Raw genomic sequence first — 21472 nt, forward strand, 5'->3', positions numbered from 1 at the left:
AAAGTGAAGCAGAGCATGGGATACCAACAGCTGACCCAGACACAACGATACCAGATTTACGCCCGCCATGACTTGGGCAGGAGCCAGCGACAGATCGCCAGGGAACTGGGGCTCCACAACAGCACGATTAGCCGTGAGCTGCGCCGCAACGCGACGGCCAGCGGCTATGATCCTGAACAGGCTCAGGCTTGCAGCGATCACCGACGCCGTACCGCCCGCAAGTGGACGAAGCGCTTGCCCAGCTTGATCGCAGCGGTGGCCGACCGACTTCGTGAAGAATGGAGCCCAGAGCAGATCAGTGGATTCATGGCACCGTTGGCCGGTATCGGCGTCAGTCATCAGTGGATTTATTCCCTGGTCTGGGAGGACAAGGCCCGCGGCGGCACGCTTTGGCAGCATCTCCGGCAGCCCAAGAGGCGCAGCAAGCACCGTGTTCACGCCAAAAGCGCAGGGCTTGGCAAGATACCTGGTCGCGTAGGTATCGAACATCGCCCAGCCGAGGTTAAGAGTCGGCGCTACATCGGACACTGGGAGGGTGACACGGTGCTTCAGGGACATAAGCAATCAGGCATCGTCACGCTGGTTGAGCGACGCAGCGGCTATCTATTGGCGGCACGGCTACCCACCATTACAGCGGCGTTGACGAAAGCGGCCATGATCCGCCTGCTGAAGCCTCGTCGAGGTGCGGTGAAAACGATCACGCTGGATAATGGCTCGGAGTTTTCGGAGCACCAGGCCGTGGCGAGCGCCGTAGCAGCGAGAACCTACTTTTGCGACGCCTATTGCTCAGGGCAACGTGGCACCAATGAAAACACCAATGGCTTGATTCGGCAGTATTTTCCCAAGGGAACTAGCTTCCGCCAAGTCACCGATGCCGAGCTACGCAGGGTGGTGAGAAAGCTCAATGACCGCCCCCGAAAACGACTCGGCTATCGAACACCGGCACAGGTGTTCCTGGGGGAGTACTCTGGAGCACTGAATACCCCGGCTTATTCATGAGGCTGGCTTGAAAATAAAGATGGCGAGGGGTTTCTCTTGTAGAATCAGGATGTTCCAGCCAGAACTTGATTCAAGAGGACCTCTCGCCATGGGTGAAAGATTATCGTCGTGGACGCCTTCCTGCAATGGTTCTGTTCGGGCCGAGCTAAGCGGCCACCGCACCACCAGCGACAGCGGTGCCCTGCTGCTGCGTGAAGCCCTCGACAACAGCGGTGTCATCCAGGCGCTGGAAGAGAGCCTGGTCGACCGGCGTGATCCACTGCGTATTCGTCATTCCCTGGCCAGCCAGCTGCGAACCGTCGTGTTGCAGCGCGCCATGGGGTGGATCGACCTGGACGATACCGACACGCTGCGTCACGATCCGCTCTGGCAGCTGGCGTGCAGCGATGCACGCGGGATGACGCCTCTGGCACAGGACCGTCCGTCGCAGGCGACGCTGTCGCGGCTGCTGGCCTGCCTCGGAGGGCCCGATAACATCGATACCGTGCATGAAGGCCTGTTGCGCCTGGCGATCTGGCGCCTGGCATCGCTGAACCACGGCGAGCAGCCCGATAACCTGACGCTGGACATCGACGGCCTGCCGATCGAGGTCCATGGTCGTCAGGGTGGGTCGGCCTTTCACGGGCTGTACGGCACACGCATTTATTCGCCGCTGGTGGCCTCGCTGGCCGAAACCGGTGACATGGTCGGCGGCCTGCTGCGCGAGGGTAACGCGGGCCCTGCCGAGAACGCCGATACCTGGATCCCTCACCTGGTACGGCGCCTCAATGAAGGCACCGGTGCGACAGTGACAGTGCGTATCGATGCCGGGTTTACCGGCAACGATACGCTGCTGGCCATGGAAGAGCGTGATATCGGGTACCTGGGCCGGCTGCGCAGCAACAACACCCTTCAGACGCTGGCGGCGCCGTATCTCAAGCGGCCGCCCGGCCGACCCCCGGACCAGCCCCGGGAATGGTGCCATGACCTTGAATACCGGGCCGACAGCTGGCCCGAGCCACGGCGCGTCGTGCTGGTGGTTCAGGAGCGCCCCGACGACCTGTTGCTCCACGCCTTCTTCCTGGTGACCAACCTGAGTCGGTACCACTGGCCGCCGGAAAAGGTGTTATCACTGTACCGCAAGCGCGGCAGCGCCGAGGCGCACATGGGCGAGGTCAAGTCGGCGCTGGATGTTCACCTCTCGTCGACCGATCGCGGCGCCTCCACCGAGCAGAACGTGATGGATCGCAACGAGGCGAGTCTTCTGCTGAGCCTTTACGCCTATCAGGTGCTGCATGGTCTGCGTTGCGTGCTGGAACGGCAAACCCGACAGGGCTGGAGCCTGATCCGAATGCGTGAGCAGGTCCTCAAGGTGGCCGCCACCCTGATCCTCCACGCCCGACGTATCACGGTCCACCTCGGCGCCGCAGCCGATAAATGGTGGCCGACTCTGCTGAAAGGGCTACCAAAACTGACAGCGTTGCGCTGACGCCTCAGCGGTCGCATAAGCAAGACAGTGAGACGCCGGTCCTGTCGATGACCGGCGGTTCCGGCTGCCCGGATGACCGACGACAAGGCAGGGAAGGGGCTGAATAACGGCGATAGCAGCCGGACAGAGCGTCACCGGAAGACGGTGCCGTCTCGAAATCGGCGTTCGGCGACGAGCTACCGGCTCCCCGGGGCTTCAGGATGCCCAGTCAGCGTTCCGGTGAATAAGCCGGGAATACCGCAGGTGCTGCGCTTATTGTTTGAATTCAGGTATGGCAACTATGTTGACAGACTCCGTAGCGGCCTCATCACAAACGCCATTAACCGAGTGCTTCATCACCTCAGGATCGCTGAGAATTTCAGTCAATGCGGGAACATCGTCGAGGGATAACCGACGTAAAACCAATCTCTCCGTTTCACAAACCTGCACCATAGCCTCCCTGTGCATAACAGCTATTAGACGGAACGCTCTGATATTGAATGAACGTGCCGGCGCGTTTAACAAAATTATCCCGCGTACCTTTCTTTTCCTAACTCATTGATATTATAAAATATTAAGAATAGCTCGGCAGCCTAAGCAGAACTCGCGCGCTTGCACGTTTTTCCCGAACCAATAACACTGTATGCATAGCCATCTAAAGAGGAGCGCCACATGAATATGCACAGCAGGCCGCCGAAGCTGATGGTTCGAGTGAAGGCCACCTGCGCATAAAACGCTATAGCCCGCGCATCGAGAAGACCTACTGTTACTGGATACGCTTCTTCATCCGGTTCCACACGTGCGGCATCCTGCGAGTATCAAAATCTTCTAAAGCGAAATTAGCATTTCCGCACCCACCCTTCCACATTCCTGCCACATTTCTCATGCTTTTTTCGTAGCAACACAAAAAAGCGCCTCCGCAGAGGCGCTTTTCCATCAGGGCGGGCGGCTGTAAGCTTCATCCGGTGTGGTCTGCGTTATTTACCCGCGACGACGGGCAGTTCCACCACCACTTTTAACCCGCCAGCGCTGGCGCGGCTGAGCTGCATACGGCCGCTGTAAAGAGCCACCAGGTCAGTCACAATCGCCAGCCCCAGGCCACTCCCCGGGCGTTGTTCGTCCAGTCGTTTACCGCGCTGTACCGCCTGCTGACACTCCGCTTCGGACATGCCGGGGCCGTCATCGCTAACGGTTAAAGTTAACTGCTGCTCGTCTCCTGTTACCTGTAGCTGCACAGCGCCGTGTGCCCAGCGCAGCGCATTGTCCAGCAAGTTGCCTACCAACTCCTGGATATCCTGCGCATCCATATGCACCTTGATGCCACCCGCCCAGGTGGGGCGCAGCGCAATGCCGCGCCGCTGGGCAAGCCTGGCCAGCCCATGGAGCAGCGGCGCCAGGGTAGCGTGCAAATCAATGGGCGCAAAGCGTACACCCTCGCCCGCTGCCGATGCCCGCGCCAGGTGGTGGCGTACCGCGCTATCCACGCGCGCCAGCTCCACTTCCCAGGCGGCGCGGTTCTCTTCCGGCAGTTGGCGTAGCTGTAAGCGCATCACACTCAGCGGGGTTTTCAGCGCATGGGCAAGGTTGCCAGCGGTGTGGCGGCCGCGTTCGATCAGGCGCTGATCGCGGGCCAGCACCGCGTTCATCGAGGCTGCCAGGGTCGCCAGCTCATCAGGCAGGCGGGTATCCAGCTGCTCCGCATTCCCCTGCTCTACATCCTTTAGATTGGCGTGCATGCGGCGCAGCGGTGCCAGCCCCCAGCGCACCTGCAGCGCCAATACGCCCAACAGCAGCACGCCCAGGCCGGCCAGGCCACCCCACAGCAGGCGCTGAAATTCGCCAATATCCCGAGCTAATGAATCGTCCTGCGCGGCCACACTAATATGCAGCGGCGCGGCTAACGGCGCCAGGTAAATATCGCGCTCTACCACCCGCAGCGACTGGTCTCGGGGGCCAGATATCGAGCGGGCGCTAATCGCGTCATTGGCGATGACCGGCAGGCGCTGATCCCACAGCGAGCGCGAAGTCAGGGTGTTTTCCGCGCCATCGGTAATTTGCCAGTACCAGCCGGAATAGGCATTTTCAAAACGCGGGTCGCCTAGCGCCCGGTCGTGTACAAGCTGCTGTTCAAGGCGGTCATAGGTAACGCCCGCGATGATGACGTTCAGGGTGGCCCCCAGGCGCTCGTCAAAGGCCTGCGTGGCCGAGGTACGATAATGATGAGACAGCAGCGTACCCGCGATGGGCAGCGCCAGCCCGACCATCGCCAGAGCGGCCAGCAGTAGCCGCACGCTGATGGAACGCTTGGCCCAGCGGTCTTTCCAGGCGGTGGTATGCTGGCTCATTCGCCAGCCGGCTCTTCAGCCAATAGCCGATAGCCCTGACCACGCAGGGTAGCAATGCGCCAGCTACCCAGTTTTCGGCGCAGCCGGCTGACCTGAACATCAATCACGTTGGAGTCCGGTTCGTGGTCGCGGTCGTAAACGTGCTCTGACAGCTCGGTACGGCTGACGATCCGCGGCGCGGCGTGCATCAAATAACCCAGCAGACGGGTCTCCTGGGCGGTTAACCCCACCGGGCGACCGGCAAGCGAAACGTGCTGAGTGTGCGTATCCAGACTCAGCTCGCCCACTTTCAGCACCGGGTGGGCGTGGCCATGACTGCGGCGCACCAGGGCGCGCAGGCGGAAGAGCACTTCCGCCGATTCGAACGGTTTGGTGACGTAATCATCGGCACCGGCGGTAAATCCTGCGGCTTTATCGGCCCAGCGCTCTCGGGCGGTAAGGATCAGCACCGGCAGGTCGATGCCATCCTCCCGCCATGCGGAAAGCCAGCGAGTGCCATCGCCATCGGGCAGTCCAATATCCAGAATCAGCGTGTCGTAGGCTTCCGTGCGCACTAGAAAATCAGCGTCCTGGCCCGTCGCCGCATGCTCTACCAACCAGTCTCCGTCGCGTAGCGCCTGGCTGAGCTCACGGGTGAGCGCCTGGTCATCCTCTACCAACAAACACTTCATCGGCTAACTACCCTTCCTTTTATATGGCAAATGGGAGCAATAGGCTAACGGCGCATATCGTTGATACGCACCCCTTCGATGGACATCAGCTGGCCGTTATGGCCGTCAAACTCGAACTCGACGACTTGCCCTTGCGGGCCCAGCAGCTTGATTTCGTATTCGACCTCTCCCTCTTCACGCTCCACCTCAACCTCCAGCACTTCACCTATATAGTGGGCTTCCAGCCAATCCAGAATGGAGTCGAGGGACACCACTTCACCACGGCGTACTTCGCCGTGTAACGACTTCCAGTGCTGGTCACCCGCAGCGCTGCCCACCAGCAGTAGCACCAGCGCTAAACCAGTGACATTGCGGCGAGCGCTTCGCTGGAAGCTGCCCAGCGGCTGTATAAGACGGCGGAAGAGTTTACGCATAATGCCAGCATGCCAAAAACAACATGAATGCTAGATGAACAGCTTCTTCAGCTTAAGGAAAGTATCGCAGTGGTATAAATTCCCCATCGCATCCGCTGAATGCGATTAATCCATTCTCGTACAGACACTCGTGTACAAATGCGTAAGGAAGGAATTTGCCATGAACACCATGAAAAAAATGCTGCTGATCCCGACCTCTGCCCTGCTGCTTGCCGCTGCTGCGGGTAGCGCCCAGGCCGACTCACTGCCGATGGATCGCATCGATGACGTATTGACCCACGCCAATGAATACGGCTTCAGCCACTACGAAGAAGTCAGCATTGAAAACCGTGGCCGCGTAGAAGTGGAAGGTTGGCTCGACGATGAGTGGTACGCCGACGTGGAATTTTCCCTCGATAACGGTGAAACACTACAAGAGCAACGTGAGCGCCTGATCACCAGTGCCTGGGGTATGAGCGAAGACGATATCCGCCAGGCGCTCGACGTGGCAAGCCAGGAAGGCATGGTAGAGTTTGAAGATCTCGATATCGACAAGACCGGTATCATCGATGTGGAAGGCCGCGATAAAGATGGACGTGAGCTGGAAATCAGCGTGCGTCAGGGCTCTTCCGAAGTCACCCAGATTGAGCGCGATTAATGTCTCCAGCTAAGCGCTTGGCGGGCTCCCCACGGGGAGCCCGCTGCGTTTATGGTAGGCCGTTGAAGCATGCCGCTAAACTTATCGTGCCGACTTTATCGGGGAAGCTGAGCGTAGCTCCGTGTTGAACAAAGGCGTTAACAGTCTATCTGACACTCCCCGCCAGCCCAGCAGACAAAGCGGCTTCCCAGCCTGATGGCGGCGGTGTCCAAGCTTTTGGTCACCCAGTCATCAGGATAAGCCGTGATCGGCTGCCTGCTTGTACTGCTTGAGCTGGCAGACACGCTCTTTAAGCAGCTCGATGGCATGGCTGGCAACGATAACGGGCTGCAACGTGCCGCCGCCGGATATGCTTTCCGACCACCAGAACTCGGTCTCCGCCTCACGAAATTTAAGCCACGCCAGCTGGGCTTTCTTCAGCGCGGCCTGCTCATCCGCCGCAAGGCTCTCCATCAGCTCCTGATACGCCATGTTCAGCTCCGTATCCCAGCCCTTGTACGCCCGGCCCTGGGCGTTGCGCATATCCAGCGTAACGCCACCGCTCGCGTCCATGTCCCGCTCAAATTGCACGTCGATGGGGTGCGGATGACCGGAATCGCAGAAAGTCTCTGCGGCAAGTGCCAGCGGCGCAAACGCTGCCAGGGAAAGAACCAGAACGGTTTTTTTCATGATATCTCCAAGTAAACGGGGCGAGACAGCAATAAGCGTACATACCGCCGGTAACCAGGCCTATGCCGGCGTTAAACACCACAGCGAGGTAACTTCCGCGCTGCGTGCGGCGTGGAGCGGGTCCGTGCTGTCCTGGCTGCGGCCGTGCTTGGGCTGGGTGTCGAGCCGGTATTTCACGTCCAGTTTTGCCTCGGCAAACCACGCCAGCAGCTGTTCTCGGGTACGCAGCTGCAGGTGCTCGGCCAGATCGGACAGGATCAGCCACACCTCCCCCTGCGGTGCCAGATGCGCACGGACGCCCTGCAAGAAGCCGCGCAGCATCCGGCTTTTGGGGTCATACACGGCGAGCTCCAGCGCCGAGCTGGGCTTCGCCGGCAGCCAGGGCGGGTTGCACACGATAAGGTCGGCCAGCGGCTGCCCCGTCGGAAACAGGTCGACCTCCTGCAGCTGTATTTCCGAAAGTGCTGAACGCTCAAGGTTATCGGCCGCGCAGGCCAGCGCCCGCGGGTTGGAGTCCGTGGCAACGACCTGCCCCACCCCGCGCTTCGCCAGGATGATCGCCAATAACCCCGTACCGGTGCCGATATCAAAGGCCACCTCGTGCCTGGCCGGCAGCGGTGCGTCCTGCACCCTATGCGTCAACGTAGTTGTCACCCAAACGGATTGAGAGGTGATCAACGTGCGTTACCCCGCAGAGCGTAAGGAAGCCATCCTCAAGAAGATGGCGCCGCCCATGAACATGACCATCCCGGAATTAGCCGAACAGGAAGGCATCACCGCGACAACCCTCTACAATTGGCGGAAACAGGCCAGAGCACGAGGACAGGTTTTGCCATCACGTTCTACCCAGCCAGATCAGTGGACCAGCCAGGAGAAGTTCCAGGTCGTCCTGGAGACAGCTCCGATGAACGAGGCTGAAGTCAGCGCCTACTGCCGCGAGCGCGGGCTCTACCCCGAGCAGGTGGAGGCCTGGCGGGATGCCTGCATGAACGCCAACGACGATGCGGCAGCGCAGGCCAAGCAGCAACGCCAGGCCCGCAAGGAGGAGCAGAAGCGGCTCCGTAAGCTGGAGCGCGAGTTGCACCGCAAGGACAAGGCCCTGGCCGAGACGGCGGCGCTGTTGGCCCTGTCAAAAAAAGCCGAGGCGATCTGGGGCACGACCAACGACGAGGACGACTGACCAGCCTCCCGGATCGCCAACGCATCGTGACTCTGGTGCAAGACGCCCAGCGTGACGGTGCTCGGCTGGCCAAAGCCTGTCAGGTGATGGGTATCAATGTGCGCACCTGTAGTGGCATAGTGAATCTGGCCACCTGATTTTGAGTGTATGATCACTCACAGAGACAGTCAGGTGCAGATGATGACGAAGAAGAGAACGTTCAGCCCGGAATTTCGCTTGGAAGCGGCCCAACTCGTGGTCGATCAGGGTTACACGCTGAAGGCGGCGTGCGAGGCCATGGGAGTTGGTAAATCCACCATGGAGTATTGGGTTCGCAGGCTTCGGGCTGAGCGGGCAGGCAAGGCGCCGCTGAAAGGTGAGGCTCTGACGCCGGAACAGCGTGAAATCCAGGAACTGAAGCGCAAGCTGCGGCGGGTGGAGGAAGAGAAGGCAATATTAAAAAAGGCTACCGCTCTCTTGATGTCGGACTCCCTGAGCAATTCTCGATAATCGAGCGACTTGAAGAGAGCTATGCGGTGCAGCACTTGTGTCAGGTGTTTGGGGTGCATCGCAGTAGCTACCGGGCCTGGCGTGGCCGGGATAGAAGGCCTTGTGAGACTGAGCAGAAGCTGCTGGATCAGGTTGTCAAGGCGCATACCGTCAGTAACGGCTCTGCCGGCGCTCGCAGCATCGCCAACATGGTTACGCAGGCTGGAACACCGTTGAGTCGTTATCGGGCCAGCAGGCGGATGAAGCAGTTGGGGCTGGTGAGCTCACAGCCGCCAAGTCACGCCTACAAGAAGGCTGATCAGCCGCACCTGGATATCCCGAATGCTCTCGATCGGGAGTTCGATGTAAAGGAGCCCAATCAGGTATGGACCGGCGACATTACCTATATTTGGACAGGGATACGCTGGGCTTATCTGGCGGTGGTCATCGACTTGTATGCCCGTAAGCCCGTGGGCTGGGCATTGTCCTTGTCGCCGAATACGGAGCTGGTGAAGAAGGCACTGACCATGGCCTACGAATCGCGTGGAGAGCCACCGAACATCCTGTTTCATTCGGATCAGGGTTGCCAGTACACCAGCCTGGTATTCCGACAGACGCTCTGGCGCTACCGGATGACGCAGAGTCTCAGTCGCCGTGGGAATTGCTGGGACAATGCCCCGACAGAGCGCTTCTTCAGGAGTCTGAAAACGGAATGGATGCCAGAGATTGGCTACCCCAATGTTGCGTCGGCGAAGCAATCTGTCACTGATTATATGATCGGTTATTACAGCAGCCTCAGGCCGCACAAGCATAACGGTGGGCTGCCGCCGAATGTGGCAGAAAAGAACTACTGGAATGCTCAAAACTCAGTGGCCAAAAACACTTGACCACTACAATCAGGAGTCAGTAGCACTATGTTGGGGCATCGGACTGGCTAGCCTTCAAGGCGGCGTAGAGGGCCGTCTTGCTGACCTTGATCCGTGCAGCGGCCTCGCGGACATTCAGCCCATTGGCCAGGTGCTCCATTGCCCGCTTCAATTTGTCGTCGGTGACGACGGGTTTGCGGCCTCCTTTACGGCCACGAGCGGCGGCAGCGACCAGTCCCGCCTTGGTGCGATCCCGAATCAGGTCGCGCTCGAACTGCCCCAGGGCGCCGAACACGTGGAAGATCAACCGCCCACCGGGCGTGGTGGTATCGATGGCTTCGGTCAACGACCGGAACCCGACACCACGCATCTCCAAGGTGCTGACCACCTCGATCAGATGCGGCAGCGAGCGCCCCAGTCGATCCAGTCGCCACACGACCAGCACATCCCCGTCGCGTAGGAACTCCAGGGCAGCCGTCAGGCCGGGGCGTTCCGCCTTGGCCCCAGAGACGGTGTCATCGAAGATTCGCTCGCACCCCGCCTTGTGAAGCGCATCGGTCTGCAAGGCGGAGTCCCCCCCAGTGTCAGGATGAGTGTCGTGCCCTCTGGTACCCTGTTCTTATAAACCGATCAGGGGGCAAAAGGAGACGCTCATGCCTCGCTACTCCGAGGAACGCCGACAAGCCGTGGTGGCCAAGCTGCTGCCACCCCACAACCTGACCCCGCACGAGGTGGCGGAACAGGAAGGCATCTCAGTGGCTACCGTCTACAAGTGGCGCAAGGAGGCCCGTGCCGAAGGCCGTTGCCTGCCGGATGCCCTGGGCAAGGGCGCTGACGGCTGGTCCTCTCGAGACAAGTTCACTGCCGTGGTCGAGTCTGCTGCGATGAATGCCGAGGAGATCGCCGAATACGGCCGGCGTCGTGGCCTGTACCCCGAGCAGTTGGAGCGGTGGCGCCATGACTGTGAGCAGGCAGCCAGCCTGTCGCATACCGAACGCCAGCGTGAGGCCGATGAAGCCAGGCAACAGCGCAAGCGCATCAAGCAGCTGGAGAAGGAGTTGGCCCGCAAGAACGAGGCTCTGGCCGAAACCGCTGCGCTGCTGGCCCTGAGAAAAAAGGCGAGGGCGATCTGGGGGGGCGAGGACGAATGATCAGCGGCCCGGATCGCCAACATGCTGTCGAGCTGATCGACGAAGCCCGCGCCAACGGCGCTCGTCTCGAGCCTGCCTGTCGTGCGCTGGGGCTCACCGCCCGTACGTATCAACGTTGGACGCGTGACGGTGGCCTCCAGGAGGATCAGCGCCCTTTTGCCGAACGGCCGGTGCCCGCCAATGCCCTGACGGCCGTTGAGGAGCAGGAGATCCTCGACGTGTGCCACCGGCCGGCATTCGCCAGCCTGCCACCCGACCAGATCGTCGTGCGGCTGCTGGACGAAGAAAGCCGCTACATCGCCTCGGTATCGACGTTCTACCGGGTATTGCGACGGCATCACGAGGTCGTCCCCCGCGGGCGTGCCAGAGCGCCGAGGCACCACGCCAGGCCCACGACCTACCTTGCAACCGGCCCTAATCAGACCTGGTCCTGGGATTGCACCTGGCTCGGTGGGCCGATCAAGGGTGAGCATTATTACCTGGTGATGATCCTCGATATCTTCAGCCGCAAGATCGTTGGCTGGGAGGTCTTCCTGGCCGAGTCAGAGCTCAACTCGCGCACCGTCATCGAGCGGGCCGTGCTGGCCGAGAAGGTGGTCAACCAGCCGCTGGTGCTACATGCCGACAACGGCAGCCCGTTCAAGGGCGCCACACTGCTGGAGAAGCTGCACGACCTCAACATCACGCCGTCCTACAGCCGGCCACGGGTCAGTAACGACAACCCCTACTCCGAGGCGGCGTTCCGTACCTGCAAGTACCGGCCGGATTACCCGGTGGACGGCTTTGCCAGCGTCGCTGAGGCACGGCAATGGGTGCATGGCTTCGTCCACTGGTACAACCATGAGCACCGCCACAGCGGCATCCGCTTCGTGACACCGGCCGAGCGCCATGCTCGTCAGGACAAGGCCATCCTGACGCGGCGTCACGCGCTGAACCTGGCGGCCCGGCAGGCCAACCCGTCGCGCTGGAGCGGAAAGACTCGCAACTGGACACCCATTGAAACCGTCTCGCTCAATCCGGAGCGGGAACCCCAGGTCACGCTGGCTGAACCAGAAAAACAGGCGGCGTGACAATGATCAGACACGACAACTTGCTTGACATCTACCGGTCCTGCTCCGCCGTCGAGACCCGCGCATAGCCGATCAGTGCCATGGACCGCCTTTTTGTCCGTTTATCCGTCCGCCTATCATATTGTCCGAAAACCCATCAAACAAGGTTATTCTCGGACAATGTCCGGCTTGGCCGTCTAATGATCGTTTTCTGGACACCCTTCGTTGCATGTAACGGAAGGGAGCGCTACCCTGTTACATGAAACGGACGGAGGATTCGCCATGGTAGCAACCGACAACGTGAACAACCGGGTGAAGAGGCACCGTGCCGCCTTGCGCGCGGCCGGCCTGCGCCCGATCCAAATCTGGGTACCGGATACTCGCCAACCCGGCTTCGCCGAAGAGGCCCGCCGCCAGTGCGCTGCCGTCGCGGCCGCCGACGCCGGGGATCAGGATCTTCAGGACTTCATGGATGCCGCTCTCCTGGACCTGGACGACGACGAGTGTGACGCATGAGGCGTGGCGACCTGGTGACCATCGCCATTTCGGGTGACTTCGGGAAGCCGCGTCCCGCCCTCATTATCCAGTCGGATCAGTTTGCCGGAACCGGCAGTGTGACGGTGCTGTTGCTCTCCAGTACCCGGGTCGATGCCCCACTGATCCGCCTCGATGTGGCACCCACCCCCGAGAATGGTCTGCAGCGACGCTCCCAGATCATGGTGGACAAGCCCATGACGGTGAAGCGAGAGAGGGTGGGAGAGGCCTTCGGCCACCTCGATGACAGCACCATGGTCGCCGTCAACAGAGCGCTGGCTGTCTTCCTGGGCTTCGCGTGAGCGTGGACCACCATCGCTGCCCCATGCCTTCCTGAGACCTACCCAACGCTCAGCCTGATTGTCTTCTCCAATCGGGATGATCAGCTTGGTCCGAAATTTGGGGACCGCTTCACTGGACCCGATATCTACATTAGCCAGGCCAGCAGCAGCGGCAGGTAGAGCAGCGAAAGCAGGGTCGAGCAGAACACCAGACTGGCGACATACTCCGGTCCACGCCGTGCCTTCTGGGCAAACAGGTAGTTGAACACCGCCACCGGCATGCTCATCTGCAGCACCACGATGCTGTGGGCCAGCGGTGGCAGACCCAGCAGCGTACCGATGCCCCAGGCCAGCGCCGCGGCGACCGGGATGCGCAGCAGGCTGAAGCCGATGCCGGAACGCAGGCTCTTCACCTGAATGTTGGCCAGCGAGACGCCCAGGGTGATCAGCATCAGGGGTACGGTAAAGCCCGAGATCAGCTCGACGCTGTTAGAAAGCCAGCGGGGCAGAGCGGTGCCAGTCAGCAGCAGGGTCAGCGACAGCAGGATGGCGTAGACGGTCGGCGTGCGCGCCAGGGTACGCAGTGGGTTGTCGCTACTACTGGCCATCACCGAACCCAGGGTGAACTGGAACAGCGAGACGGTGACCATTACCGTGATGCCGTAAGCGAAGCCGGCGCTGCCGAAGGCATAGAGCACGACCGGCAGGCCCATGTTGCCGGTGTTGGGATACATGGTCGGGGCCAGCAGCACCCGCCAGTCTTGGCGAAGCAGGCGTGCCAGGGGCCAGGTCATCGCCGCCATGGTGCAGATCACCAGCGCCGTGGCCAGCATGGTGCGGCCGAAGTTGCCGGCCTCAATCTCGGCACCGGAGAGTGAGGCGATCACCAGTGCCGGCGTGCCGATATTGAAGACTAGCCGAGTAACGAACTCTACCGGGTAGGGTTGGCCGAGGCGAACCCAGAAAAAGCCTAGGCCCGCCCCGGCCAGTACCGGGGCCATCACGGCGAAGAGTTCGGCAAGCATGCAGGCGCCTCAGAGTAGTGAAGGGTCCGCCATTGTCTGGAATCGGCACAGAGTTTGGCAAGGCGGTGTTTATAGGGGGGATGCCACGTCGTTAGCACTGCCCGGCGCATCAAGCCAGGCGTCCAGGTGGTGGGGCGTTGGCCATCGAGATAGAGCAGGATGTTCGCCAGCGGCCGAGTTGATCAGCGTTACTGCTCAAAAATTTGGTGTGGTGATAAAGCATCCTTCATAAACCAAACGGGCCAAAGGTCAAAAGTGTCCGACATCCGGACACCCCAAAATCACGGTGTGTGCCAGCTTGTGCCAGGCCGGAAGGCGAAGGGCGGCGTTAATTGGTGCAAAAAGCCGCCGCCGGAAAAGATAAACCCATAAAATTTATGGCGTATTATGCTGATATATATAAGTTTTTGCGTTTCTAGGGTTTATGGAAGCCGGCGGCGCAGGTTAGAAGATGGTGCCGCCGAACCGGCCTCCGAAGCCGAGGGTCGCAGGTTCGAATCCTGCTTGGGCGCACCAGATTTTTCAAGGTCTTACGTTAACGCGTAGGGCCTTTTTTTATGCGTGTGTCAAATCTGTGTCATTTCTGCGCCACGTTTGCTGACACATCGCTTTTCGCTCCATGTTCATCTAATGACCTTTGGCTGCGTTATGGTACGGGGATTGGCACAAGAATCTCGGCGATAGCGAGTCAGGAAGCTGGCATTCACGCCATGGTTTTCGATACACCTGCGACTGCTTGTTGGTCAGCTACACTCCCTCCACCTCAATACCATGACGAGCGAGCCAGCTCTTGCGCTGCTCGTAGTCCGGCATTGCGTGTTCGAGGCGGCGCCAGAAGGCTTGGGTGTGGTGAGGCTCGTGCAGGTGAACCAACTCGTGTACGACCACGTACTCGGCAATATGGCGGGGCAGTAATATGGTCTTCCAATGGAAATAGATCCGGTTGCCCTTGCCGCAGGAGCCCCAGCGGTAGCCAAGATCCTGAACTGCCACGCCGGTGGGCGCGGCATTCATCCGCTGAGCATGCTGCTTGACCCTGGCGCCAAGCCAGTCTCGGGCGCGTGCGCTGTACCAGTGGATGAAATGCTCGCGGGCATTGGTTAGACAATCCTCGCGCAGATAGAAGCGCCCAGCGACTAACTTAAGTGGGGCATCTTGTGAATTGTTGGGCACTCGCTTGAGCCGATAGCTGCGCCCCAGGTAGAGAAAACCCTCACCGTTGACGTACTCCTTGTGGGGCAGTTGGCGACGGCGTTCGGCCTTTTGCGCCAGCTTTTGGTAGATCCATAGCCGTTTTTCGAGCACAAAGTCGCGAAGATGCTGCGCATCAGTGCCGGTGGGCGCTGCGATTATCAGTTCGCTGTCGCGGTCCACGGTAATCTCTAGCGTTTTGCGGCGAGAGCTCTCGCGCACGTCAAAGGTCAAATCGTCCACGACCAGCTGCGTCATGTGTTCACCAGCCTGTTATGGTTGCTGCGGGCCAAGTCAAAAAGCCGTTCGGCGGTGGCTTCGGCTTGATCCATGGGCACTAGGCTGCCCATCATCAGCTGGCTGAACAGCTCCTGCTTGAGGCGCTCCTGATCTGGGATGTGAGATGGCTTCCAGAAATCGGGGATGGCAATCTCCTGCTGGATCGTGGCCACCATGTCCTCAGTAGTACTGAGCAACTTTTGTGCCGTGGCAGCTTCTATCGTCTTCATATCCAGACTGGCGCTGGCCAACAGCTCGCGCCAGAAGGGCTCCGCGTGAGCGGGCATTTCGGGGACTGTCTCGCCATCTAACGTGGCACCATCCCGTAATTGATCGATCAGTGCCTTGAGTGCCGCCACCTGTTTGTCCCACTGGCCATCGAGCTCATCCAGCAGCTGCTCCAGGCGCTCGCTCAGCTGGCCATACTTCACCGGGTCCTCGTCCAAGTGCTTGCGTACGTGGGAGCGCACGGCGTGCTCCATCTCCGAGGCCTTGGCGCGACCGCCCACTTGGCGGCCGATATGCTCGTCGAACTCGGCGTCGGTGAGCTGTACCGGCGGGATGCGTGGGTTGATGCCAAGTGAGATAACGTAATCGTCGATCAGCTTGCGTACCTTGTTGCCGATGTCGCGACCGGGCTCCTGAGTGTCCTTGTAACGGTTGCGCGCCAGCGCGTGGATATAGGCGAGCCGTTTGGCGTCATTGACGAACTCCAGCCCCTCAGGGCGCGGCAGCACATCATCCAGGCTGCGGTTGAACTCCTTGAGCTTGACCAGGAATTCGGCCCGCAGTCGTTCGTCGGCGAGCACCTGCACCGCCTCCTCGGCGTCATCCAGGCTGTCCACGCCCTGGGCGCGAAATACATCGACTACCCGAAGGTGACGGTCACGCAGTAACGGAATCTCGTCCTTGAGGCTCTGCAGGGCGCCCTCGATGTCCTCCTCGCTGTAGGCGGCCAGCGCCTCCTTGAGGTGGTTGGCCACACCGAAGTAGTCCACCACGATGCCGTGGGTCTTGCCATGGCCGGTGCGGTTGACCCGAGCAATGGCCTGCAACAGCTCGGCCTCGCGCAGTGATCGGTCCAGGTACATCACCCCCTCGATAGGCGCGTCGAAGCCGGTGAGCAGCATACTCTTGACGATCAGGAAAGCTAGCGGGTCGTGCTTGGTGGGATCCTTCGGGGACGTGCCACCCAACGGCGGCAGCGGCTTTTTGAAGCGCTTGACGTGGTTCTCGACGGCGGCGCGGTCGCTCCACTTCGCCCAGCTGGGATCGTCGTTGTTGCCGCTGCTGAATACCACCGCAAACTCAAGCTCGCCGAGCACCTGACGATAGCGCCAGGCCTGGATCGCTGCCTTGACCCGCAGGGGCCGATTCAAAAGCTGTGTATCGTCCAGCGCCTTGTCTTCGGGAGAAAGTGCCACCGCCTCCTCCAGCAGATCGACCTTGGCTTGCTCAAGGGCTTCGAAGAAGCGCAGCGCCGCACGGCGGCTGTAGGCTACCAGCTGAGCCTTGTAGCCGTTGGGGAGGATGTGGGTAACGTAGTGACGCAGAATGTCATGGGCTTTCTCCTGAATCAGCTGCGGCGCCTCGAAGATCTGCCCCTTGGTGGCGTACTTCTTCTTGATCGCTTCCAGCTCCTCCTTGCTGTGATCACGGAACAGGTCTTCGAACAGGCCGTCGAGGCTGGCGCCGTCCTTGATCGCCCCCTTGGCAGTGCGCCCCTCATAGAGGATCGGTACCGTGGCACCGTCCTGCTCGGACTCCTTGATGGTATAGCGGTCGATGTACTCGCCGAAGATGTCGTGGGTGCGCTTTTTGTCACCCATGATGATGGGCGTGCCGGTGAAGCCGATGCGCGCAGCGTTGGGCATGGCGCGCATCATATTGGCGTGTAGATCGCCGGCCTGGGTACGGTGAGCCTCGTCCACCAGGATCAGGATGTCCTCGCTGGTATTGAGCACCTCGAAGGGCTCGCTGAGGGTCGGTTTCTTGGTGGGTTCGGCGGCATCACGGCGGCCGCTGTCTAGTCCACCAGCGGGTACGTCATTGCCCGCCTCAGCTTCCGCTTCGCTTTCGGTATCAGAGTCGTGATATTGCTGGTCTCTGTATTTCTGCACCGTACCGAACACCAGACCGGGACCATCGCGGCTCAGCAGCTTCTTGAGTTGGGTGGTATTGCCCGCCTTCTCGACGCTCTCGCCGGTGAGTGCGGCGGTGGCGGAGAGCTGGGCCTGCAGGTCCTTGCGGTCGGTGATGACCACTACCTTGAAACGGCGCAGCGTCGGATCGGTGCGCATCTTGCGCACCAGAAACACCATGGAGAGGCTCTTGCCACTGCCTTGGGTGTGCCAGACGATGCCGCCACGGCGATCGCTCTCACCATCCTCGCGGCGGGTCTTGCCGCTTTTCAGGCGCTCTATGGCTCGAGTGACGCCACGGAACTGCTGATAGCGGCACACCAGCTTGATCGCCTGGCCGCCAATATTCATGAACAGCGTGTAGTGGCGCACGATATCGAGCAGGCTGGTGCGGGTGAGCATGCCGGCGATCAAGCGCTGCTGGGCGGAGAGTTCGGCCACGCCCAGATCGATGGCAACCTCCGCTTCTCGCATCGGGGCCACCGTCTTCCAGCTCAGGTAGTGAGCGAAGCGAGCCCCAACGGTGCCAACGCGGGCCTCATCGAAGTTGCTGGCCACCAGGAACTGGCAGGTCGCGAACAATGCCGGAGCACCTTCGTGCTCCCCGACCTCGTTCTCTAGAAAGCGCTGGTCGTGGTAGCGACGTAGTTGATCCGCCGCCTCACTAAGCCCCTCCGGCACGGTGCGGCTTTTGCACTCCACCACCACCAGCGGAATGCCATTCACGAATAGCACCAAGTCCGGGATCACGTGGCCCTTGGCGGAGTCGTGGCCGGGTGGGCACTTCACCTTGAACTGGTTGACTACGGTAAAGACGTTATTGTCCGGCTCGTCCCAGTCGATATAACGCAACACTTGCCCGCGGCCGCCATCCCAGCCCTTGAGCCCCTCCACCGCCAAGCCATCATGGAGCAGCTCGGTGGCCTGTTTATTGGCCTCCAGCACCTTGCTGGCCGACAGCCGGGTGATGGCCGCTACTGCCTGATCCAGGCGCGTTTCATCGAGCCAGGGCTGGCCATCACGCTGGTTGATCGCCCGCAGCCGCTCGCGCAGCACTGGCTCCATCACCACTTGGGCAAAGCTCTCGCGGTGGGTCACGGCGGGATCATCCACCGAACCGGCCAGGTATTCCCACCCCTGGTGTACCAGCTGGTCGATAAAGGGCTTTTCGACATCCGTGTATTCGGGGGACGACATGGCGGCTCCGTCGTTTACATGAGCGTTATTATATAGTAGCGAAAGCAGTGCTCAGCGGGAACGGCTCGGTGATCTTGCCTGCCTTTTCGCCTCACAGGCGATAGCTCGCTTGACCTCTATCGCGGGGGCTACAGCATTATCGATGGCCTTGGGTGCAAGCTGCTATGCTTGTGTATAAAATAGACGCATCAGATCAGGAGATAGCCATGACGGTACCCAACAAGCAAAACGAACATCGCAAGGTTAGCCGTGAGGCCTTGTTGGCGGCGGTAGCCTCTTCAACCGCCGTTGAAACCGGACAGTCAAGCCAGGATATCCAGGCTCAATTACGCGCTGAGAAGTCTCGCTTTAAGTCCCTGCCGCTTGCCTGATCTGCTCCACCATCGGCTCGTAGTCGCCTGCTAAACCGGCATGAATCGCGCGAATATAATCCATCTTATTCGCCGTCCAATCGTCATAATTCAGCAGCCCCAGTCCCGCCTGGAACGCCATGGCATCTGCCAGCAGGCGAGCCAGGCGACCGTTTCCTTCCCGAAACGGGTGCACCAGAATCAGCTCGACATGCACCTGCGCAATGGCGCGTATCGCTTCCTTGCGTTGCATGCCATGGCAAGGCGTCAACGGCATCAGCCATTTCTTATCCAGCTCGCACAGCAGGTAGGGTAACTGAGCCGCCGCTGCGAATGGAAAGCCATCTTTTTCCATGTTGACCTGTCGCTCTTCTCCGGCCCAGTCGTAAAGGGTGCCAAGCCAGCGGCGATGCCACTGCTTCAGCAGTGCAACATCCAATGGCTTGTCTTCCTCCAGTGACGCGAACACTTCCTCGTAGAGCTTGAATAGAAGCACGGCCTCAGCTTCGTCCAGGCTATCCTGATCGGTGATGCCGAGTTTGTTAGCCATGACTCGGCCATCGGAACCGGGTTCGGCACTGCCTTGGGCCCCTGCGGTGCGATATCTATTCATTCAAGCTCTCCTGAAGACAGAGTTATCTGTGGCTTGCCATCATTTTTAATCGCAGACGGAAAACGCTGGCAAATGGCTTGAGCCGTATCCAGCTCCGGCTCAGGCCTCGGCATTACTGAACGAGAGCATCTTCAGCCATCTCGGCGCCTTCATCCGCCCCCGCCAGCGGCTGTTTGCCCATGGCTTTTGCGATGATTTCCAGCAGCAGGCGCTTACGCTGCTGGTAGAAGGCATCGAAGTCGTCAGCACGCAGGGCGTCGGTAGGAATACGGTGCCCCTCGAGGATGGTGTTCATCGCTGCGTCATCAAGCTGGACCTGCTCGTGGTTCTGCAGGCGGGCCAGATACTGCGACGGCGCATCGCCACCGATCATGCGGTTGGTGCTGGCAGAAATCGGCGTTTTGTTGATGATGGCGTTGTAAACCCGGTGGGAGATTCCCCGAGCTTCGCACCAGGCACGCGGGAAAATATGGTGAATATCGAGATTCACGTCCTGTTTATCCAATTCCTGAATATCGCCCTTCCAGAAAAAATCCTCGGCACCCTCACGCAGGACCAGCACGTTGATGCCCTTATAGGCGGCACTGTTGCGGCTACGCAGGGATTCCAAGCGGGTGGGGTCGAAGGAGGCGTCGGTCACGGTGCGCGGCAGGTCCGCACCGTCCTCGATCCAGTTCATTAGCTCCTCTAAATCAAGGGCAATGCGAGTATCAACGGAGCCGCCGTAGAGCTCGCCCAGCACGCCGCTCCAGAACCAGCGCGAGAGCTTGGCGTGGATAAGCGGTTCGCGCCAGCGGTTGCCGAGCAGTGTCACCACCGCCGCCAGTGGCACCAGCTGGGTGGCGTAGGGCAGTTCGCGTCGGTTATAGAAGCATTCGCCCTTGAGGAAGTAGGCTGCCTCGATAAAGCCTTTCTCCACGGCATCGGCCCAGCGCAGGTAAGCATCGAGCGGCAGGTCGAGCACCGAGGCACGCTTGGCACTGACCGGGCGCACCTGCTTGCCCGTCTTGCCGGCGGCCAGGTCGTCCTGCTTGCGTTCACGGGTATACAGCAGGGTGATGGCCTGCAGCAGATCGGTACTTTCAACGTCTTTCAGCAGTTCATGTTCTGCGAAACGGGCCTTGCGCGAAGGCACTTTGCGGATATCCGAGCCGTACCAGTCGTCGCGCAGGTTGTAGCCTTCGGCGGCGTAGCTGGCGGTGATCAGCTCAAACACCGAGAGCTGCACGCCGCCGGTATTGACCTTCTCGAACACCAGGCAGACGGCTTCCTTGGAGGTCTCCTTCTTTAGCTCAATTACCGGCAGCTGGTAGGACCGAAAAGCATTAATGACACCCTTGCGAAACTTCATATAGGTGCTGAAATTTTCGGGCGCAAATTCCTGCAGCGCCTCTTCATAGTCATCCGAGTTGATGATCTGATCGCAAGGAAAGTAAAGCTGTTCGCACTCCAGCTGACGGGTGGACAGATCCAGGTCCACGTCGCGGGCGAAGTTTTTGCGCGTCTGGCGGTTACTGTCTACCGCGATCACGGCATCTTCCAGGCGATCTTCGCCTTCCAGCGCCATTCGGATATCAAAGTAGTAATGCCGTTTTATGTCCTTGCCTTTGGCGGTGCGAGTATCCACCGGAGAGTCCAGGCCTACCGCCTGGGTTAAACTGGTCAGGCGCTGCTGGCCGTCGAGGATCAGATGATCCGGATCTGCGGTAACCGTGTTCGGGTCGATGCCCTCTACCGGGCGCGTTTGGAAGCGCACCTCGCCGCCGGTTTCCATTAACATCACCGCCCCCACAGGGAAGGAGCGCGCGATACTGACCAACAGACTCTTAACATGGTCGTTGTCCCACACCCAGCCGCGCTGAAAGTCCGGAAGCTGGATCTTGCCGGTGGTGATGTCCTTTAGAAGGTCGGGTAGCGAGCGCTTGGTGCTGTCGAAGGTGGTCATGGCAGCTCTCTTTGCGGGGTG

At 60.2% G+C, this 21472-nt stretch carries 21 protein-coding genes; 9 read left to right on the top strand and 12 right to left on the bottom strand.

Annotated elements, in window-relative coordinates:
- Positions 1-15: 15 nt before the first annotated feature.
- Both ACZ415_RS02530 and ACZ415_RS02535 read left to right on the top strand, forming a co-directional pair.
- Positions 16-999, top strand: a complete 984-nt coding sequence (locus ACZ415_RS02530; RefSeq protein WP_344701089.1) for an IS30 family transposase — start codon at positions 16-18, stop codon at positions 997-999.
- A gap of 49 nt (positions 1000-1048) precedes the next feature.
- A complete protein-coding gene (locus ACZ415_RS02535) occupies positions 1049-2467 on the top strand; it encodes an IS1380 family transposase (RefSeq protein WP_464387729.1) in 1419 nt (472 codons plus the stop codon).
- A gap of 572 nt (positions 2468-3039) precedes the next feature.
- Here the strand turns inward: ACZ415_RS02535 and ACZ415_RS02540 are convergent.
- The 4 genes from ACZ415_RS02540 to ACZ415_RS02555 all read right to left on the bottom strand — a co-directional run bounded on the left by ACZ415_RS02540 (position 3040) and on the right by ACZ415_RS02555 (position 5875).
- The gene (locus tag ACZ415_RS02540) at positions 3040-3243 is read right to left on the bottom strand and encodes a hypothetical protein (RefSeq protein ID WP_344703188.1); all 204 of its coding nucleotides are present in this window, start codon (positions 3241-3243) and stop codon (positions 3040-3042) included.
- Between the two features lie 180 nt (positions 3244-3423).
- Positions 3424-4791: a sensor histidine kinase gene (locus ACZ415_RS02545; protein ID WP_344703186.1), complete on the bottom strand. Its 1368-nt coding sequence runs from the start codon at positions 4789-4791 to the stop codon at positions 3424-3426.
- Positions 4788-5462, bottom strand: coding sequence for a winged helix-turn-helix domain-containing protein (locus tag ACZ415_RS02550; protein WP_301515288.1), 675 nt, complete (start codon positions 5460-5462; stop codon positions 4788-4790). Before ACZ415_RS02550 ends, ACZ415_RS02545 begins: the two co-directional genes overlap by 4 nt.
- 44 nt (positions 5463-5506) lie before the next feature.
- Positions 5507-5875, bottom strand: coding sequence for a PepSY domain-containing protein (locus ACZ415_RS02555; protein ID WP_301515289.1), 369 nt, complete (start codon positions 5873-5875; stop codon positions 5507-5509).
- Positions 5876-6035: 160 nt separating this feature from the next.
- Between ACZ415_RS02555 and ACZ415_RS02560 the strand changes: the two genes are divergently transcribed.
- Entirely contained in the window at positions 6036-6512 is a 477-nt protein-coding gene (locus ACZ415_RS02560; protein ID WP_344703180.1) for a PepSY domain-containing protein, read from the top strand.
- A 231-nt stretch (positions 6513-6743) separates the two neighbouring features.
- Here the strand turns inward: ACZ415_RS02560 and ACZ415_RS02565 are convergent, their stop codons facing one another.
- Positions 6744-7181 (bottom strand): lysozyme inhibitor LprI family protein, encoded by a 438-nt coding sequence (locus ACZ415_RS02565; protein WP_344703178.1) that lies wholly within the window; start codon positions 7179-7181, stop codon positions 6744-6746.
- Between the two features lie 60 nt (positions 7182-7241).
- Positions 7242-7811, bottom strand: a complete 570-nt coding sequence (locus ACZ415_RS02570; protein WP_464387743.1) for a methyltransferase — start codon at positions 7809-7811, stop codon at positions 7242-7244.
- Between the two features lie 40 nt (positions 7812-7851).
- Between ACZ415_RS02570 and ACZ415_RS02575 the strand changes: the two genes are divergently transcribed.
- Entirely contained in the window at positions 7852-8361 is a 510-nt protein-coding gene (locus tag ACZ415_RS02575; protein WP_344703174.1) for a transposase, read from the top strand.
- Positions 8362-8541: 180 nt separating this feature from the next.
- Positions 8542-9716 (top strand): IS3 family transposase gene (locus ACZ415_RS02580; RefSeq protein WP_344703121.1). Its coding sequence is split into 2 segments (ribosomal slippage): positions 8542-8797 and positions 8797-9716, totalling 1176 coding nucleotides; the frame shifts between segments, so codons are not numbered across the junction.
- A gap of 25 nt (positions 9717-9741) precedes the next feature.
- Here ACZ415_RS02580 and ACZ415_RS02585 read toward each other — a convergent pair.
- Positions 9742-10260, bottom strand: coding sequence for a recombinase family protein (locus ACZ415_RS02585; protein WP_344701706.1), 519 nt, complete (start codon positions 10258-10260; stop codon positions 9742-9744).
- 88 nt (positions 10261-10348) lie between these two features.
- On the opposite strand from ACZ415_RS02585, the gene ACZ415_RS02590 reads away from it, so the two are divergent.
- The 3 genes from ACZ415_RS02590 to ACZ415_RS02600 all read left to right on the top strand — a co-directional run bounded on the left by ACZ415_RS02590 (position 10349) and on the right by ACZ415_RS02600 (position 12731).
- Positions 10349-11916, top strand: a protein-coding gene (locus tag ACZ415_RS02590) for an IS3 family transposase (protein ID WP_344701704.1) whose coding sequence is annotated in 2 segments (ribosomal slippage) — positions 10349-10814 and positions 10814-11916 — 1569 coding nt in all. Because the reading frame shifts where the segments join, the coding sequence is not laid out codon by codon here.
- Positions 11917-12177: 261 nt separating this feature from the next.
- Positions 12178-12411: an antitoxin MazE family protein gene (locus ACZ415_RS02595; RefSeq protein ID WP_254276018.1), complete on the top strand. Its 234-nt coding sequence runs from the start codon at positions 12178-12180 to the stop codon at positions 12409-12411.
- Between the two features lie 14 nt (positions 12412-12425).
- Entirely contained in the window at positions 12426-12731 is a 306-nt protein-coding gene (locus tag ACZ415_RS02600; RefSeq protein WP_464387744.1) for a type II toxin-antitoxin system PemK/MazF family toxin, read from the top strand.
- Positions 12732-12856: 125 nt separating this feature from the next.
- Here ACZ415_RS02600 and ACZ415_RS02605 read toward each other — a convergent pair whose 3' ends face one another.
- The 3 genes from ACZ415_RS02605 to ACZ415_RS02615 form a co-directional block, all read right to left on the bottom strand.
- Entirely contained in the window at positions 12857-13735 is an 879-nt protein-coding gene (locus ACZ415_RS02605) for an AEC family transporter (RefSeq protein ID WP_344701697.1), read from the bottom strand.
- 747 nt (positions 13736-14482) lie between these two features.
- Entirely contained in the window at positions 14483-15184 is a 702-nt protein-coding gene (locus ACZ415_RS02610) for a M48 family metallopeptidase (protein ID WP_344701695.1), read from the bottom strand.
- Positions 15181-18543 (bottom strand): type I restriction endonuclease subunit R, encoded by a 3363-nt coding sequence (locus tag ACZ415_RS02615; RefSeq protein ID WP_344701693.1) that lies wholly within the window; start codon positions 18541-18543, stop codon positions 15181-15183. Before ACZ415_RS02615 ends, ACZ415_RS02610 begins: the two co-directional genes overlap by 4 nt.
- A 206-nt stretch (positions 18544-18749) precedes the next feature.
- Between ACZ415_RS02615 and ACZ415_RS02620 the strand changes: the two genes are divergently transcribed.
- A complete protein-coding gene (locus ACZ415_RS02620; protein WP_344701691.1) occupies positions 18750-18914 on the top strand; it encodes a hypothetical protein in 165 nt (54 codons plus the stop codon).
- Here the strand turns inward: ACZ415_RS02620 and ACZ415_RS02625 are convergent.
- Positions 18892-19506 (bottom strand): Fic/DOC family protein, encoded by a 615-nt coding sequence (locus tag ACZ415_RS02625; RefSeq protein ID WP_344701689.1) that lies wholly within the window; start codon positions 19504-19506, stop codon positions 18892-18894. The genes ACZ415_RS02620 and ACZ415_RS02625 overlap by 23 nt on opposite strands.
- A gap of 112 nt (positions 19507-19618) precedes the next feature.
- Positions 19619-21451 (bottom strand): GmrSD restriction endonuclease domain-containing protein, encoded by a 1833-nt coding sequence (locus ACZ415_RS02630; RefSeq protein ID WP_344701688.1) that lies wholly within the window; start codon positions 21449-21451, stop codon positions 19619-19621.
- Positions 21452-21472: the final 21 nt, after the last annotated feature.

This window comes from Halomonas cibimaris, from assembly GCF_055379665.1.